Genomic DNA, 15,505 nt, shown 5'->3' with positions numbered 1-15,505 from the left:
CCCCACTGCTGCCTCCCGTAGGAGTCTGGGCCGTGTCTCAGTCCCAGTGTGGCTGATCGTCCTCTCAGACCAGCTACCGATCGTCGCCTTGGTGAGCTTTTACCTCTCCAACTAGCTAATCGGACGCGAGCTCTTCTTCAGGCTATAAATATTTGCCCTTTCGGTACATCGGGGGTTAGCAGTCGTTTCCAACTGTTGTCTCCGTCCTGAAGGTAGATTCTCACGCGTTACTCACCCGTCCGCCACTAAGTATTGCTACTCCGTTCGACTTGCATGTGTTAAGCAGACCGCCAGCGTTCATCCTGAGCCAGGATCAAACTCTCCGTGTTGGATTGTTTTTTTTGGCTGAGAGTCAAGTTATTTGAGTTTCACATAAATGTTCACTCTTTCCCTTGACTTTTTTCTCGTTGTTTGTGATATTAAGTATTAGCGATGCTTTTACTCTCTATCTTTGATTTTTTTGACGAGGTTAATAGTGCTTTAAGCTTTCAAACTATTCTTTTTTCTAGGTTCAGTTCTGTGCCTTAAGTCCGCGGTGTGAACCGCCTTCTCTCTGGCGCTTTATTAATATACTTATTTCGCAAGGGGTTGTCAAGCTTTTTGGGAAACTATTTTTGAGTTTTTTTTTGAAGCTTGCAGTGTCAGGGTTTTACCTGCTCAGGCTGGTTCAAAACTCCGCTCGCCCACTCTGCTTTATGGTTGGGGGCTGCTTTTTGACCTGGAAAGTCGGTTTTGATCGGCGGTTGGTCATGAAGGGTAGGTAGAATTCTCCAGAGGTGAAAGATCTTGGGACTTACTCAGAGATCAGGCTTTTGTTAGGGTGTGAGGCCCGATCGCCCGCTTCACCATCACACCACCGGGTAGTTGCTGCATCTCACTCATATATATAAGTAGTGTCTCCATTCCTTCGACTTGACTGACCGAGAGTGGGGTATGCCCTAAAGCCGATCGCCCGCGTGCAAGTGCTGTGATACAGAAATTGATTACAACCACTATCAGCCGTTAAGACTCGATCCTCTGCTGCAAGCTTCGCTAACGCAAGTTAGTCTCCTCAACATCTATATCTAAAAAGTGTAAATAACTCTCGGACTCAGTATTCGCAGCAATCACCAAACCAGTTTTCCCCCAAGGGGCGATCGCCCGAGGTGAGGCAGGGCCACTAAAATTCCCTACTTGAATGCCTTGAGTGTTTAATACTGCTATCTGCCCCTCAACATCTGCCAACACCCATCCCCAATTTGTTACACAAGCAGACACGGGTAAACTTGTCATGGGAATTCGCGCTAGCTTGAGCGGCCACAATTTCATGGACAACACGGCGGCTTTACCATTTTGGGGAATTCCCATCAACGTATAAGGCTCAGGTGTCAAGAGCATTTGTCTGATACAGGCAGATAATTTTACGGAACCGACTGATGTGCCACGGCGAGTGTAAACCCTAAAAATAGTTTGGGGATTTTTAGGTTCGTTGTCAGGCCAAATTGCTAAAACGTGTCGTCGATCCAAGAATGTTAATTCTGGTAAATAGTGTTCGGGTAGTGGCACAGTAGCGATCGGCTTCAAGACTTTTTCTCGATCGCCCGCATTGCTATTGCCAACTAAAGCATAAAAACGCAGCTCGCCGGGAACAGCTACTGTCAACCAGCGACCGTGAGAATCAATAGCAGCTTTAAAAGCATCTGCACCTTGCCTTAAACCCATATCCAGTAGGCACTGAGGCTCAAGAGAGCGATCGTCGTTTAGCCAGTAAAGTTTTTGCTGAGTGAGAATGAAGCAGCCCTGGGAAGCAGGTAAAATGCCACGCACGATTTCCGGCATTAATATAGAAGTCGGCATTTCTTCTGTAACTAGCTGTTGTCCCGGCTGACACCAAACCTTCACCTCTTTACCTACAGCAGCGTAGAGATACTTTTCCGTGGCAATTAAAGCAGTCAGCGGTGCAGGAAGTATCAGCGGCTTTGGCTGCGAAACCCAATACCGCACAGTCCGAAGTAAATTAATAGCCGGCTGTGATGATTTTTCCTCTTCGACTTCGCTCGCAGAGTCAGTGTCCGACTTCAGGCTTTTAGCGCTGCTGGTTGCGGGGTTCTCCCAAGGGACAATGCAGTCGCCCAATTGCCTGACAGCGGGGTCGTACATGATTAGCCGCAAAGCTTGAGCCATTTGGGAAGCACTGGCAAAACGGCGGGCCGGCAGCTTTTCCAAGGACTTTTTGACTATTGCTTGCAAAGGTTCGGGGATGGCATCGGGAAGTTGCAAGCGTTGATTCAGGTGCGCCCACCTCAAGTCTCCGGGGGCTCCACCGAAAGGACGGTAGCCCATTAGTAACTCAAACAGTAGAATTCCCACTGCATATATATCTGACATGGGGGAATAAAGACCGTAAAACCGCTCTGGGGCCATGTAAGCGGGGGAACCTACGGTAGCGTCGGGAGAAATTTCTTGGTGGAGGCGAGTTGTACCGATTTCTGGTAGCCGGCGCGCGATGCCAAAGTCAGACAGCCTGGGCGACCAACCTTTGGAGCCTAAAGTTAGGAGGATATTTTCGGGTTTGATGTCGCAGTGAACTACGCCTCGGCGGTGGGCGTAGTCTAAACCTGCTAAAAGTTCCATGACTAGCTGTAAACCTTCGAGCAGCCGCAAGGGGCGGTCTTGTTTGAGCAGGTTGCGGAGGGTTCCTCCTTCGCAGTAGTCCATAACCAAGTACCTGCCTGTAGCTGTGTGTTCGAGGGCTCGGCAGGTGACAATGTTGGGGTGCTGCAAGGTGATCAGAAACCACAACTCTCGCAAGAATTCGCTAGTTGGGGCTTTTTGATGGCTGAGTTCTTTGAGAGCAACCAGTTGGCTGGTAAGCCGGGAATCTTTGGCGGGAGTTTCTCGAACACTGGCACAAAAGACTCGACCAAATTGCCCTTGTCCGACTAGCCCTAAAATGCGGTACTTAGAATGTTGCATCAGTCTAATTATAGGAAATGCTTGAGCTAGTATTAAAATATGTAAAGAATTCTGACAAAAATTCAAATTTTTGAATCGATCGCCAGGTACTGCTATGTTATCTCAGGTTCATTCTCCGTCGGCTAAGATCGATCGCACGGTCGCACCTACTAAAATCCTTGAGTTTCGCCCGGGAGTATAAATCTTGTCAGATTCGGGTGCCTGATCTGGAACTGCCTGTGGCTGCTATTCTAGTCGATCGCGAGTATTACAGTTTTTTCAAGGCCGTCCAAGAACCATCTAAGGTTTTAGCTTGTTCTCGGCTAAGCTGGGGAATAGGGGCGACTCAACAGCAATTACTACAACAGAAGCGCGGTTATGCAATATGGGTTTTAGAGCCGGAAGTCCATAATGTCGTCAAGCCATCTTCACCTTTTTGAGTGTTAGCCAATTTTTTTTGGCTTTGAATATGTCGATCGTACTTGCTAAATAGTCAATTTGACAGGATGAAAAATCAATATGGTTAAAATTATTAGACTAGATCCAATTGCCGAAGAAATGGCAGTGGAAACCCGATCGAATATCCTGTCTGCCTTACTTTCCAAAGACTTAGACGTTCTCAAGGAATGCGGGGGGCGTGGAATGTGTGCTACCTGCCACGTTTACATTAAAGAGGGCATGGAAGGCTTGTCTGACATGAACCGCCGGGAAAAGAGGACGCTGGAAGTCATTACTACAGCTAAAGCCAATTCGCGACTTGCTTGTCAGGCCCAAATTATGGGCGAGGGTGTAGTTGTACAGATACCTGCGGGGATGTACATTAATGCTATCGAAAACGTGGAAGCTCTGATCGGCCGCCGGGCCCAGCAAGATTTGCTGCACCCAATTACCGGTCAAGTAGTTGTGGAATCGGGAAAGTTGATTACTCGTTCGATCGTTACACAGCTTAATGAAACCCGCTTCCAAGTAGGACAGTATTTAGTTCGGACTAAAGAAGCTTAAAACTGATATGTTTGTATTTTAGTAGTAGAGAAAAACTTATGTTGAGCCAACTTGCGCGTTTAAGCATGGAAGCAGATGGACGCTACGCGACCGCTGAAGAACTGGTATTTTTGAAAGACTATTTTCAGTCTTTGAATCACCGAATGAGTGCTTATAAAAAAATTCAAGCCTCTGAAAAAGAAATTATGCGACTGGTGGAAGCACAAATGCAGTCTATCGACCCTAGTTTATTTCGCCGGGGGTCTCAAGATGTGACTGAAAAGTGCCGTGGAGATATTCTGCGGGTGTTGAGGCATTCGGCGGCAGCACTGTTGATTAATGATACTGAACGGTTGCGCGATCGGCTGCTGCTTTGGTTGCAAACTATTTTAGGCGCTGTTCAAGTTCGCAATAGTGCGACAGTGACCTACGATGTGATGAAAAAGGTACTCAAACAATATCTCACTGCTGAAGAAGTCAGCCTATTTTTTCCGATTCTGGACATGAACCGCACTTTACTCGGCAAATAATCAAGGTACTGGTATCGCCTTAACCGCGATAGATTTTGCCGTTAGGAAGAATAGCTCCAATAAAGTTCGCTCCCCTCAAATCCGCCTCACTCAGAATGGCTCCCCGGAGGTTGGCTCCTGTCAAGTCAGCTTTCCGCAAGTTGGCTTTACTCAGGTTAGCTTTGCTCAAGTCAATTTCATGCAGGCAAGAATTAGAAAGGTCGGCACTGATCAGGTAAGCTAGGCTCAAGTTGGCTTTGCTGAGGTTTGCCCCGCTCAAGTTAGCTTCCATCAGATAAGCACCGCTGAAGTTGGCTTCGTTCAACAATGCGTCTGCCATATTGATTCCAGTTAAAAGTTTGCGGCTCAAGTCTACACCGCCCAGATCTGCCCCACTGAGGTTGATACCGCTTAAGTGGGAGCCATTCAAAGTAATCTTTCTCAGGTAGGTTTTGCTCAGGTCTGCTTTGCACAAATTGGCTCTGTCCAAGCAAGCTTCGCTGAGGTCTGATTCGCTTAAACACGCACCGTTTAAATAGGCTTGAGTGAGGTTAGTTCTCCTAAGATTGGCTTTTAACAGGTTGGCTTTGCTGAGGTTAGCACGGGTTAAGTTGGCTCCGGCTAGGTTTGCTTTGGACAATTGGGCTCCGGTAAGCTGTGCTTCGCTCAAGTCTGCCTCTTTGAGACTCGCTTGACTCAAGTCTGCATCTTTGAAGTTGGCCCCGTTGAGATTGGCTTTAATCAAATAGGCTTTACTGAGATTTGCCTTGCTGAAAACGGCTTTGGTGAGGTTTGCTGCGCTCATATCTGCACCCATGAGATTGGCTCCGGCGAGGTTGGCGCCGGTGAGGTTTGCCCAATTCATGTGAGTTCCGGCGAGGTTGGCGCCGCTGAGATTGGCGCCGCTGAGATTGGCGCCGCTGAGACTTGCGGCGATGAGGTTGGCGCCGGTGAGATTGGCTCCGGTGAGGTTGGCTTTGCTGAGGTTGGCTCGGCTCAGATGGGCTTTGGTGAGGTCGGCTTGACTGAGGTTGACACCGATTAAGTAGGGTCTGTGCTGGTGTTCGTTGAGGTTGGCTAAACGTAGAGTTGGGGTATCGTTGGAACGGTATAAATCGATCGGACTCAACACAATGCCGCGCAGGTTTGCTTGTCTAAAATCTCTTTCGCCGGCTGCATATCTATTTAGAAGTTCATTGGCATCCATTAAGTTCGACCAAAAAAATTGAGGTTGTGGTTGCTTTTGAATTTTTATGAGTTTATTGGGGACTTTATAAATCGTCTAGCTGGGAGTTATAATTAGGGGGTTTTTAAATAGCTAAAACCAGTTTTTTAAATTTGGTAGTTTTTTGATAATTTAACTCTCAGCTTTGATGATATGGTGGATAAAATCGTTGCCGAAAAATCGAGATGACAGCTATTATCAACCAACTAATAGCTGTAAAAAAAAATCAATTTTTTTGGCAAAGCTGACTGATAATAGCTTCGTGAGCTTGTCCTTCTTCGACCATAGAATCTGCTGGTTGGAGGCGATCGCGCAACCCTAAAATAAAGCGGTTGCAGTCCGATCCCAAGGATTCACAGGAGGTTTGTAGGCAGTGGAGTTCTCGACCTGTAAGCTGACTAAAGAAGGAACTTAAGATGCCTGCTTCTAGAAAACAGGCTGGTCGCTTCGACTTGGGAGCTGTTTTAGCAAAAAGAGAGTTGGCAATCTTTACTATTAAAAATCCCTGTTCGGAATGGCTGGGATCAAGTTCAAATGTTCCCCATCCGTGAGTTTTCCAGCACTGTTGCAAGGACTGAATAAATTCTACCATTTCCATTTCGGAAACTGGCTGATTATAGTATTCGCTGACTTCTTCGCAAAAACGCACGTAGAAGTTTTTCCCCCACCAGCGGCCGCAGTTAAATAGCACGAGGCGGGAAGCTTGACCTGTTTCTTTTTCTAAGCCGATATAAATGGCTTTAATTAGTGTTTCTGGGAGTGCAATGAGCCGATCGCCCCGGCGGTTTTCGAGCAGGCCAAGTTCGAGGTCGCCTCGGACGTAGGCATCGCTGGCAAAGTAGTTTCCAGGAAGTCGGGGCTGTTTGAGTAAGTCGGAAATATTAATCATCGGGAATTGGGAATTGGGAATTGGGAATTGGGAATTGGGAATTTGTCTACTCTTTATTACCTGCGTCAATAATCATTGACTGTGCTTGGTCAAAAAATGGTTGCAATATGGCTCGTGCTTGCTCGGAAAGCAGTTCTTTCAAGCGAGTTTGCAGCAAATTGCAAACAGTTGCTTCGATTTTTTGAGTTTGGTGGGCTGCGACTATGCCGGGAACCCAGTCGAGGAGTCGCTGTTCGAGAAAAACTCCATCGTTCAGCAGCATGGCCATAGCGCAGTACCGCAAGACTAAGAGCCAATGTTTGAGCGATCGTTCTAAGGTTTCTTGTTGTTCGTCGGGGAATTTTTCTTGTAGCTTGTTGGCTACTGGTTGGAAGATGCTTGCTTCCTTCTCTCGCAAAAATTCGTAAATTTTTAAGCGCTGGGCTAGGATTGCAGCTTGACGCTTAAAAGCTATGAGTTCTTCGCCTTTTAGAAAGCGGGTTTCTGCCTGATCCAGCAGGGCCTCAATCTCAGGGTGCATGATTTTTCTTAAGTGGTAATCGGTAATTGATCAAAGGAAGGAAGCAGGAAGAAGGAAGAAGGAAGAAGGAAGAAGGAAGAATGAGGGATTGCCCTATTTTTTGTTTTCCATTTTCCACACAGATTAAAAGAGGTCGAATAGGTCGTCAATGGTGATTTCTGCGGGTTCGGAAATATAAATTACTGGCAAGGGTGGCGGTAGCGGCAGGGCGCCCACTTCGGGAATTCCTTCCCAAGAAATAGCTTGAAAAAAGTCTGCTACCGATCGGGTTAAAGTCATGACTTGACCAGAAGTCGAGCCATTTTGGGTTTCTAAAGGTTTTCCCAGCCAATTGTAGTGACTAAAGAAGTCTTGGACAGATTTGTCCAACCATGAAGTTTGACTTTTCATCTTTCTTCCTGCCTGGAGAGGCTCACCATCACTGTACATCGCGAAATTGGTGAGAGAAAGGCAGGGCAGGGGATATGCCTTTCCGGGTTGTTTACCGCAATATTTCACCGTGTTCGAGTCGATTTTGAATATCGCGGGCGTTGGCACCTTCGTTGAGCCAGAATGCTGCTGCATCAATTTTATCTGGGTTGCCGAGGAGGAATTTACAATAGGTTTCTCCCATTGAATAACATTGGAGTTCTATGCAACTGAGAGGCTTTTTGACTAGAGATCCGAAGAAACCGGCAAATAAACCGGCGTAAATGTGACAAACTGGTTTGCCTACGTCGCCCAAAGTGCGAGCAACTGCTGAGTCAAAGACGTTGATGAAGATGCAGCCGTTTTTGCGATCGCTCATGTCAACTTCCCAGCGACCCCAACCTTGAGCCGTGAAAGGCCACCACCAAGTTTCTAGCAGAAACATCAGATTCGACTGGCGAATGTTCTGGCCGAATTCGGCGCTAAACCATTTTTGAAAAAATTCGGAATCTTGCAGCCCCCACTGGCAACCAATAGTATACATGATTACAGAGGAAGCCGGGCCTACTTCTTCTTCGAGTCCTTCTACCAAACCGATGATGAAGTCTTCGCTGGTAAAAATGTTGCGCGACTCGTTCCAATCGTTAAGTGTACCAAGCTCGCGATCGAAGACAAAAAAATCCTGAAACCTATAGTGGCTGTGAGTTTTAGGATGCTTTTGCTTCAGTAGGGATTCGCTGTGGGTGGAGATTTTTTTTTGAGCTGTAGAGACCATTTAGCGGGTTACTCCTTTTTGGTGTAATTGCTGAAAAATAGGGTCAAATAGAAGAAATAGATTTACCTGTGTATCCAATTTAACGTTATTTTTCTGAATGCAGGCACAGGGAATAAATTTTTACTGCAATATTATTAAGATGTGAAAATTTTAGGATGCTGAATTTAGGCGCGTGTTGGGACTTCTGCCTTTGGACAATTGCTATCTGACGCTTGGAGGCGAAAGTCGGTATAAGGTTAAACGGCGATGTGTTATCGTTTTGTGCAAGTTGTTCACTATATATAGGGCATATGGGGATGAAACATCACGCTTGTATTGCGATCGGCATCAATCAATATCAGTTACTCCAGCCTTTGAGTTATGCGCAAGAGGATGCAGAGGCACTTTACGGTTTTTTGACTGAGGAGGCTGGTTTTGCGCCGGATGGATGTCTGTTGATGACGGATAACTCGCCGTCGCTGTGGGGTCAATCTACGTATCCGAATCGGGAAAATATTCTGAGGTTGACGGAAAGTCTGTGCGCGGAACATCTACAACAGGGAGATTTACTCTGGTGTTTTTTTAGTGGCTACGGTGTCAGCTATGAAGGCAAGGATTATTTGATGCCGGTGGATGGTGATCCGGCTGATATTCAGGGTACGGGAATTCCGGTAGAGTTGCTGTTGAATACTCTGAAAAATGCTCCTACGGAAACGGTTTTGGTGCTGGTTGATATGAACCGCAGCCAGATTGTGAAGGCGGGGGAAACGATCGGCACTCAAACGGCAGAGCTGGCGCGGGAGCTGGAAATCCCGACGGTGCTTTCTTGCCGCCCGAATCAAGTTTCGCGGGAAACTTCTGCTTTGCGTCAAGGATTTTTTACGACGGCGCTTTTAGAGGGGTTGCGATCGGGACAGTGTACCACGCTTAAGGGTTTAGACCGTTTTTTGACCGATCGACTCCCGGAGCTATGCGATCACCATTTGCGTCCGAAACAAGAACCTTTGATGGTGGTGAATCCTCCAGGAAAGGCTCATTTGGTGATTTTGCCGGATGCTCTTGGAGTGGCGACTGCTGTGTTGGCAGGACGCAACGGCAATATGGCGGTTGCTATGGCTGATGGGATCGATCGCCCGCAAATGGCGACGGCTACGGCTCAAATTGAGATGCCGGAGGCTACTCGCAACGCGATTGATGGGCCGGTTGAGATGCCAGCGGTATCGAAGCAGCCGAATACTGTGGTTCGCGCAGGTGGGGGGGGCGATCGACCGAATTTGCAAAAGCCCGATGATACGGATAACGGGGGGTCGGACAAGTCATTTTTACAGCAGCTAATTTTGTGGAGTGGAGCTACGGCTTTGGTGCTGCTGTTGGGTGTTTTTTTGACAAACAAATCAATTTTTATTGGTCAGCAGGAAGGAGATCCTCGATCGACTACTGAGAATGCCCAAAACCCCGCGCCTCCAAAAGCTGGTGGTGGTGGAGCAGTCCAGAACCAACCGCGTGCGGTGCAAGCAGCGACTGATAGCAAGCAACCTCCGTCGAGCCAGCAGGTGTGGGCTGAGGCGAAAACTTTCCTCAAGGATGGTTCGGCTTCTAGTTTTAATCGAGCGGTGGTTAAGGCTCGAACGATTCCGCCTAGCGATCCGCTCTACCCGCAGGCTCAGCAGGATATTGAGCGCTGGAGTTTGGTGATTTTGGATATTGCTAACGGGCGGGCTGCTCGGGGCAATTTCTCCGGGGCGATCGGCGCGGCTAAATTGATGCCTGATGTGAATCAAGCGGTTTACAATCAGTCGAAACAGGCGATCGCTCAGTGGGAGGAGCTATCCAAAGAGCAGGATGTCAATGTTGCTTTGCTATTGGCGGCTGCGAGCCAAATTAAGCGGGGGGCTGCCTCTTCTTACAGTAAAGGAATCCAGCAAGCGAATAAAATTCAACCCGGTCAGCCAAAGCATGAAGAAGCTCAGCAGTTGATTGGAGAGTGGAGCGAAGCTATTCTCAAAATTGCTCAGTTGCGTGCCTCTCAAGGAAAGCTGAAAGATGCAGTTGAAACTGCTTCACTGGTGCCGTCAGATACCAAGAGTTATGAGCCTGCTCAAAAGGCGATCGCCAATTGGAAAACTAAGCTGCAACGCCAGAAAAAAGGTTGATTTAGTTAATAATTTCCCGGTTTCCCACCGGGAAATTATCTTAGCTAGGAGCCCAGATAGGTCTAGCAATCGATACCTCTTGACACTGCAAGAAGACACCGATACATCGATCGTATTAAATAAACCATAATATAATCGACTATTTCCCCTCCGACGACCCAGCGAGAGGGGATTTTCTATGCTGTCGGGTCGATGCGTTTTGGGAGGGTAAAACATATCCTAGAGGCGGTTTTATTAATATCTTTCATGTACGACCTAGATCGACCCGCCACACCAAAGTTAAAAACCTCCTGATTCTTTCACTAATTGGTATTTTATCACTTCAGATCAACCAGTTAATTATACTGGATATCAACTAATTTAGTGAATTGCATAATCGGCGATATATAACTGCTATCAAGCATTAACTGCGAAGCTCAAATCGGCACTTTCAAGCTTGATGGTACGGGTATTGACGTGTTGATTTGTTTGATCAAATTTTTGGGCTGTTAGGAGCGAGTGACGGATGGAAAACTGTGAAAAATTGTGCTGCTTTTAAATTATTAGAATTAATCGCTTTGTTATAAATTATACAAAATGAGCCGTACCTGGCAATTCTAGTCGGCGTGCGATCGCCTCTAATGAATTCAGAAAACAAATTCACCGCTACAGAGAGTAAAATGTCTGGATTCGCAAGCTGCGAGTCTTCGTTGGCGCGGACATCATAAAGCTGCCTTAATTAACACAAATCAGGGATTTGCAAGAAAAGCAAAAAATATATCATCAAGAAACAAGAATAAAAACTTGCTCGCTTATTGTAGCCACCGTAACAATACGTATGCCTGAAGTTATAGTCCACAGCGAAGCAGGTGGCGGGATCTAAATCAATAGGGTGATGTGGTAGTGTCTGGGTGTTAAGAGGAGTGCTCCAAGAGGAATATTCGGCGATCGATCTCTTCCTAATCGGGGAGGCTGAAACCTACGAAGGCAAGGATCTGGAGACTGTGCTGATTTTTTTGAACCCCGGAGAGTAGCGTTAGCACTAAACTCTGCATTATTGTAGGATTCGAGCCAAATTTGTAACAGTTCTTAACTATGAATAATTCTGTCAAAACTGCTAGTATAGTGACACTTTTGCTAGCAAAAACAGATAAAGTAAATAAAGTTGGCTAGCTCTAGAGGCCCCGATCCCCATCCAGGGGATGTTGAATCAATTGGATTCGTACCAAGTGGTTTTAGAGTTACAATTGGAAGCAAAGCATCGCTATTTAACTGAGTTCTTTAGTTACTTTTACTTTCTGCTATGAACGTGGATTTTATCAAAGCCCAAGTCAGGTTGCTACAGGGTGCAAGTTCATCGGAGCGAGAAACCCTTATTAAAAACATCGGCGTCTGTGCTGGCGTGATCAGACCCGGAGAGTACGTGACTCCACAACGGAAGTACGCCATCACTCTCTGGCTGCAAACAAATGCGGTGCGGCTCCGGCTTCCCCAACTTCCTATGGATTTATCGGGCCACAAGCCTTCACACGGAAGTAATTAAGGGGCAGCGACGGCATCACATAAAGGAGTCAATCTTGCCTAAAGGTGCTTTTTTATTGAGCTGTACAGCGTCAATGAGACACGATTCAGATTGAAAAAATGTTTTTAGGGAGAGTTGGGCCCGAAAAAATGCCTGGGGATCAGAAGTGGCCGACCACTTTGGTAGAAACAGGAAGTGAACGTCAAACCTGCTCTAAAAGTAGATTTGAGTAAGTTTTACAGAACGGGATTATTGTCCACTAAAACCTGGGTTATTTGCTTTTAGATTTGAGATTCAAGATTGAGTTCGTGCTGGATAAATTTGCTATTTGTGGATCGGCTGAAAAATCAACCCTATCCAATAGATATAACTAATTACATGGGCAGTCGTGAGACTGCCTTTACTTTTGAGTTCGGAGGCACAAGTGCTGTAAGTTACAAGAAACGCATCTACTTGCAGACAGAGTTTAGAGTTCTCATATATTTGTCAAGAAAAATACTGTGCCGAAAAAACAAAAATTTCCTTATTTAGTTGGTTCCCGATGGACTTCTCACCAAAAAACTTGGGGGTGGCGGCACTTTCAAGTAGTCAACAGAAAAAACGAAGGTCAATGGGTATTTGCGGAAATGGTGGCGGCTTGCGATCCCAATGTCCGTTTCTGGCTGAACGCCAAACAGCTCAAAGATCGATCGCTCTGGCAAGCTGGATGGCAGTCTACACAAGAATTAGAGGAATTAGAAGTGGTAGAGTAAAAGATAGCGCTTTGGGGTAGAGTGAGGTAGAGGTTGGTAATCGGTCATAGCAAGAAGGTAAAGTAATGAACAAAAAAGTTGTGTTCTTGGTGTGTTTGCTAATTAGTGCTGGATTGGGCGGTGCAGTTGGCGGAAAGTCGATCGCAATTCCAGTTCGCTCTAGCAACAATATTCTGTCTGCCGATATTCCACCTCCCGCAGTGGACTTGTCGAGACTAATCCTGACTTTACAAGACTTGCCCGTAGGTTTTGCAGAGATTCCACCGGCGACGGTTCAAAAACTGTCCAGCGGTCTCCAGACATTGAAACCAGCAAGCGTGTTTGCTTATAACAAGAGCGACGACCAGCACTTTCAAATAATCATAGGATTTACCAAAGATCTGACCAACCTGATCGATCGAACTCAATTTGATGCAGCAATGCGTGAAGATATTTTTGCAAAAGAATTCTCGAAAGGTTTAAATAGTAGTGGCAACAAGGAAGTTAACTTTACTAATCTTACTGCTTTAACCTTAGAAGAAAAGATTGGCGAGGTATCGCGTGGTTGGACAAATCAAGGACAAATACAAGGTGTAACCATGAATGTCGAAATCGCGGTATTTCGGCGGGGTAAAATAGGAAGTTATCTGATAATTATGTATCTCGACGGCAGCAAACCGCCTGTAACGATTAGCGAAGCCGCAAGCAAACTTGACAAACGCATAATAGAATTGCAACCCGACTTAGCTAAACCACAATAAGTGGGTGCTGCAAGCGGTAAAAAAAATCAGCCTTCTACCTGCCGATCGCACTCAGATTAGTTACATTAACAAAACTCGTGCACAAATAGCATAAAAACCAGGTTTTTATGCTATTTGTACCGATGACTGTTACCAGAAAATTTAATCGATCGCACCTGTTTCTGCATCCAGAGATGATATCATGTCTGTTGAATTGCCCGCAATCACATTTTGTCGCTTAGTGGGGGCGGGTTTATAGATATTTTAGATGTGAATTAGAGATTGTTTGCGAACCCGCCCCAACAAGTATTATGTTAATTGACCCGACACGCTCTGACTGAGAATAAAAAGCCTGATTACAATAAATGATACCGAAATACCTATGAATGCCGCTGTTTCCCTGCAAAACGCCTGCAAAATCTACAATAAAATTCCCGTTGTCAATGACCTTTCGTTCACAATTGAAGCCGGAGAAATGTTCGGTCTCCTGGGCCCCAACGGTGCTGGCAAATCGACGACTATTCGGATGCTGACTACCCTGACTAAACCCAGCAGCGGTCAAATTCAGGTAGCTGGATATGACGTGATGCGCCAAAGTTTGCAAGTTAAACAGTCCATCGGGGTTGTCCTGCAACAAACCAGCGTGGATAATGAGCTTTCTGTCTGGGAAAATATGGAGTTTCACGGGCGGATGCACCACATCCCAAATCCGAAACGGCAACAGTTGATTAAACAGTGGTTGGGATATGTAGAATTAGCGGAAAGGCGAGATGATTTAGTAAAAACTTTGTCGGGCGGAATGAAGCGGAGGTTGCAAATTGCCCGATCGCTTTTGCATGAACCGGAAATCTTATTTTTGGATGAACCGACTGTAGGGTTAGATCCGCAAACCCGACGGCGTTTGTGGGAAATTATTCTAGATTTGAATAAGCAGGGAATGACGATGCTGTTGACTACGCATTATATGGATGAAGTGGAGTATTTGTGCGATCGCATCGGGATTATGGATGGCGGTAAGTTAATTAAACTGGGAACGTTGGCGCAACTGCGGCAGGAACACGGTCAAGGGTTGGTGATGAAGCAAATTGGCGATCGCTGGGAATACAAGTTTTTCCCGACTCTGGAAGAGGCTAATTTTTATCTGGATGCGAAAGATGACAAGACTGGTATGATGGTTCGTCCTTCTAATTTAGAGGATATTTTTGTAGAACTGACTGGCCGACAGTTGGATTGATTAATGGCCGACAATAGACTCGGCGATTGAAATCGCTAAGTAGTCGTGCAAAATTAATTACACAATATTTCGCGTGAAAGCCTTACCTAGCAAGGAGTCTTTATGTAATTAATTTTGTGTAGTTACTTACTACACAAACTTTCGTACGCCTCCGCGGACTAGGAAACAGAGCAGGATTTGGTATAAATCGTTCCGACTTATTTTCTAGATAACTAAATCCTGATTCCTGCAACGTCTCAATTCCCAATTACTAATTCCTAAATGACTCGCTTAGCCACAACAATAGAAGCCATACTTTACTTAAAAGGTCAGCCGGTGTCGCTTGCAGAGATTGCTGAGATTGCCAAGTGCGATCGATCTGAAGCCGAAGACGCCATCATCGAACTCATGTCTGACTCTTCCCACCGCGACAGTGCGTTAGAAGTTGTTGAAACGCCGACGGGATACAGCCTGCAACTCAGAGACGAGTTTGCCAGTTTAATGCAAACTTTAATACCTCCAGAATTAGGTGTTGGGGCTTTGCGGACGCTGGCGGCGATCGCCCTGAAAGGTGGCATCACGCAGCCAGATTTAGTGAATTTGCGGGGGTCTGGGGCTTACCAACAGGTGCAGGAACTGGTAGAAATGGGTTTCGTGCGGAAACGGAAGCCAACGGATGGGCGATCGTATTGGTTACAAGTTACCGAAAAATTTCATCGGTATTTTCAAGTAGACCAACTACCCAAACAACTGCAACTTGACTTTCAGGCAAATTTGGGCCCAAGCAATGACGATTGACACTCCGGGCGCGTGAACGCACAAGGATTCTTAGATCTTAGACCGGACTTAAATCAAGAACATTGCTGCACATGACCCAGAGATCCAATCTCCCTAAGCGTTTACGATCTCAAAGATCGAAGTTCCGACGTGCCCCGTCGTACTTATCC

General features: G+C 46.2%; 15 protein-coding genes and 1 rRNA gene. 8 read left to right on the top strand and 8 right to left on the bottom strand.

Going from position 1 to position 15,505, the window contains the following annotated elements; all coding sequences use genetic code 11:
• The 3 genes from QUB52_RS26550 to QUB52_RS26540 all read right to left on the bottom strand — a co-directional run.
• Window positions 1-329, bottom strand: a 16S ribosomal RNA gene (locus tag QUB52_RS26550); the annotation flags it as partial.
• Window positions 330-804: 475 nt separating this feature from the next.
• Window positions 805-993 carry a hypothetical protein gene (locus QUB52_RS26545; protein WP_332966217.1) on the bottom strand — a complete coding sequence of 63 codons (189 nt, stop codon included), beginning with the start codon at window positions 991-993 and terminating at the stop codon, window positions 805-807.
• Between the two features lie 39 nt (window positions 994-1,032).
• Window positions 1,033-2,955: a serine/threonine-protein kinase gene (locus QUB52_RS26540; protein ID WP_332975357.1), complete on the bottom strand. Its 1,923-nt coding sequence runs from the start codon at window positions 2,953-2,955 to the stop codon at window positions 1,033-1,035.
• A 197-nt stretch (window positions 2,956-3,152) separates the two neighbouring features.
• Here QUB52_RS26540 and QUB52_RS26535 point away from each other — a divergent pair, with 197 nt between their 5' ends.
• The 3 genes from QUB52_RS26535 (at window position 3,153) to QUB52_RS26525 (ending at window position 4,445) form a co-directional block, all read left to right on the top strand.
• Window positions 3,153-3,374 (top strand): hypothetical protein, encoded by a 222-nt coding sequence (locus tag QUB52_RS26535; RefSeq protein ID WP_332975358.1) that lies wholly within the window; start codon window positions 3,153-3,155, stop codon window positions 3,372-3,374.
• Between the two features lie 79 nt (window positions 3,375-3,453).
• Window positions 3,454-3,936, top strand: a complete 483-nt coding sequence (locus QUB52_RS26530) for a 2Fe-2S iron-sulfur cluster-binding protein (RefSeq protein WP_265233271.1) — start codon at window positions 3,454-3,456, stop codon at window positions 3,934-3,936.
• A gap of 38 nt (window positions 3,937-3,974) precedes the next feature.
• On the top strand, window positions 3,975-4,445 hold the full coding sequence (locus QUB52_RS26525; RefSeq protein ID WP_265233270.1) for a phycobilisome protein: 471 nt from the start codon (window positions 3,975-3,977) through the stop codon (window positions 4,443-4,445).
• A 19-nt stretch (window positions 4,446-4,464) separates the two neighbouring features.
• Here the strand turns inward: QUB52_RS26525 and QUB52_RS26520 are convergent, their stop codons facing one another.
• The 5 genes from QUB52_RS26520 to QUB52_RS26500 all read right to left on the bottom strand — a co-directional run bounded on the left by QUB52_RS26520 (window position 4,465) and on the right by QUB52_RS26500 (window position 8,241).
• Window positions 4,465-5,631, bottom strand: coding sequence for a pentapeptide repeat-containing protein (locus QUB52_RS26520; protein WP_265233269.1), 1,167 nt, complete (start codon window positions 5,629-5,631; stop codon window positions 4,465-4,467).
• A gap of 244 nt (window positions 5,632-5,875) precedes the next feature.
• A complete protein-coding gene (locus QUB52_RS26515; protein ID WP_265233268.1) occupies window positions 5,876-6,538 on the bottom strand; it encodes a V4R domain-containing protein in 663 nt (220 codons plus the stop codon).
• Between the two features lie 46 nt (window positions 6,539-6,584).
• On the bottom strand, window positions 6,585-7,058 hold the full coding sequence (locus QUB52_RS26510) for a phycobilisome protein (protein ID WP_265233267.1): 474 nt from the start codon (window positions 7,056-7,058) through the stop codon (window positions 6,585-6,587).
• 123 nt (window positions 7,059-7,181) lie between these two features.
• Window positions 7,182-7,448 (bottom strand): hypothetical protein, encoded by a 267-nt coding sequence (locus tag QUB52_RS26505; protein WP_265233266.1) that lies wholly within the window; start codon window positions 7,446-7,448, stop codon window positions 7,182-7,184.
• 91 nt (window positions 7,449-7,539) lie between these two features.
• Complete coding sequence (locus tag QUB52_RS26500; RefSeq protein ID WP_265233265.1) at window positions 7,540-8,241, bottom strand: V4R domain-containing protein; 702 nt, start codon at window positions 8,239-8,241, stop codon at window positions 7,540-7,542.
• A gap of 296 nt (window positions 8,242-8,537) precedes the next feature.
• Between QUB52_RS26500 and QUB52_RS26495 the strand changes: the two genes are divergently transcribed.
• The 5 genes from QUB52_RS26495 (at window position 8,538) to scpB (ending at window position 15,356) form a co-directional block, all read left to right on the top strand.
• Window positions 8,538-10,373, top strand: a complete 1,836-nt coding sequence (locus QUB52_RS26495) for a caspase family protein (protein ID WP_332975359.1) — start codon at window positions 8,538-8,540, stop codon at window positions 10,371-10,373.
• 2,001 nt (window positions 10,374-12,374) lie between these two features.
• On the top strand, window positions 12,375-12,626 hold the full coding sequence (locus QUB52_RS26490) for a TIGR02450 family Trp-rich protein (protein WP_265233263.1): 252 nt from the start codon (window positions 12,375-12,377) through the stop codon (window positions 12,624-12,626).
• 65 nt (window positions 12,627-12,691) lie between these two features.
• On the top strand, window positions 12,692-13,366 hold the full coding sequence (locus tag QUB52_RS26485) for a hypothetical protein (protein WP_332975360.1): 675 nt from the start codon (window positions 12,692-12,694) through the stop codon (window positions 13,364-13,366).
• Window positions 13,367-13,727: 361 nt separating this feature from the next.
• Window positions 13,728-14,579 carry an ABC transporter ATP-binding protein gene (locus QUB52_RS26480; protein WP_265233261.1) on the top strand — a complete coding sequence of 284 codons (852 nt, stop codon included), beginning with the start codon at window positions 13,728-13,730 and terminating at the stop codon, window positions 14,577-14,579.
• Window positions 14,580-14,840: 261 nt separating this feature from the next.
• On the top strand, window positions 14,841-15,356 hold the full coding sequence (scpB, locus tag QUB52_RS26475) for an SMC-Scp complex subunit ScpB (protein WP_265233260.1): 516 nt from the start codon (window positions 14,841-14,843) through the stop codon (window positions 15,354-15,356).
• The last annotated feature ends 149 nt before the right edge of the window (window positions 15,357-15,505 follow it).

The sequence above is a fragment of the Microcoleus sp. A6-C6 genome (assembly GCF_036705955.1).
GTDB lineage: Bacteria > Cyanobacteriota > Cyanobacteriia > Cyanobacteriales > Microcoleaceae > Microcoleus.
This window is presented reverse-complemented; position numbering and strand designations above follow the sequence as displayed.

Bases quoted from the DNA above. Each gene is read 5' to 3' on its own strand.
- QUB52_RS26500 (WP_265233265.1), bottom strand. From the start codon at position 8,241: ATGGTCTCTACAGCTCAAAAAAAAATCTCCACCCACAGCGAATCCCTA.
- QUB52_RS26495 (WP_332975359.1), top strand. From the start codon at position 8,538: ATGAAACATCACGCTTGTATTGCGATCGGCATCAATCAATATCAGTTA.
- QUB52_RS26540 (WP_332975357.1), bottom strand. From the start codon at position 2,955: ATGCAACATTCTAAGTACCGCATTTTAGGGCTAGTCGGACAAGGGCAA.
- QUB52_RS26485 (WP_332975360.1), top strand. From the start codon at position 12,692: ATGAACAAAAAAGTTGTGTTCTTGGTGTGTTTGCTAATTAGTGCTGGA.
- scpB (WP_265233260.1), top strand. From the start codon at position 14,841: ATGACTCGCTTAGCCACAACAATAGAAGCCATACTTTACTTAAAAGGT.
- QUB52_RS26530 (WP_265233271.1), top strand. From the start codon at position 3,454: ATGGTTAAAATTATTAGACTAGATCCAATTGCCGAAGAAATGGCAGTG.
- QUB52_RS26480 (WP_265233261.1), top strand. From the start codon at position 13,728: ATGAATGCCGCTGTTTCCCTGCAAAACGCCTGCAAAATCTACAATAAA.
- QUB52_RS26505 (WP_265233266.1), bottom strand. From the start codon at position 7,448: ATGAAAAGTCAAACTTCATGGTTGGACAAATCTGTCCAAGACTTCTTT.
- QUB52_RS26515 (WP_265233268.1), bottom strand. From the start codon at position 6,538: ATGATTAATATTTCCGACTTACTCAAACAGCCCCGACTTCCTGGAAAC.
- QUB52_RS26520 (WP_265233269.1), bottom strand. From the start codon at position 5,631: ATGGATGCCAATGAACTTCTAAATAGATATGCAGCCGGCGAAAGAGAT.
- QUB52_RS26510 (WP_265233267.1), bottom strand. From the start codon at position 7,058: ATGCACCCTGAGATTGAGGCCCTGCTGGATCAGGCAGAAACCCGCTTT.
- QUB52_RS26525 (WP_265233270.1), top strand. From the start codon at position 3,975: ATGTTGAGCCAACTTGCGCGTTTAAGCATGGAAGCAGATGGACGCTAC.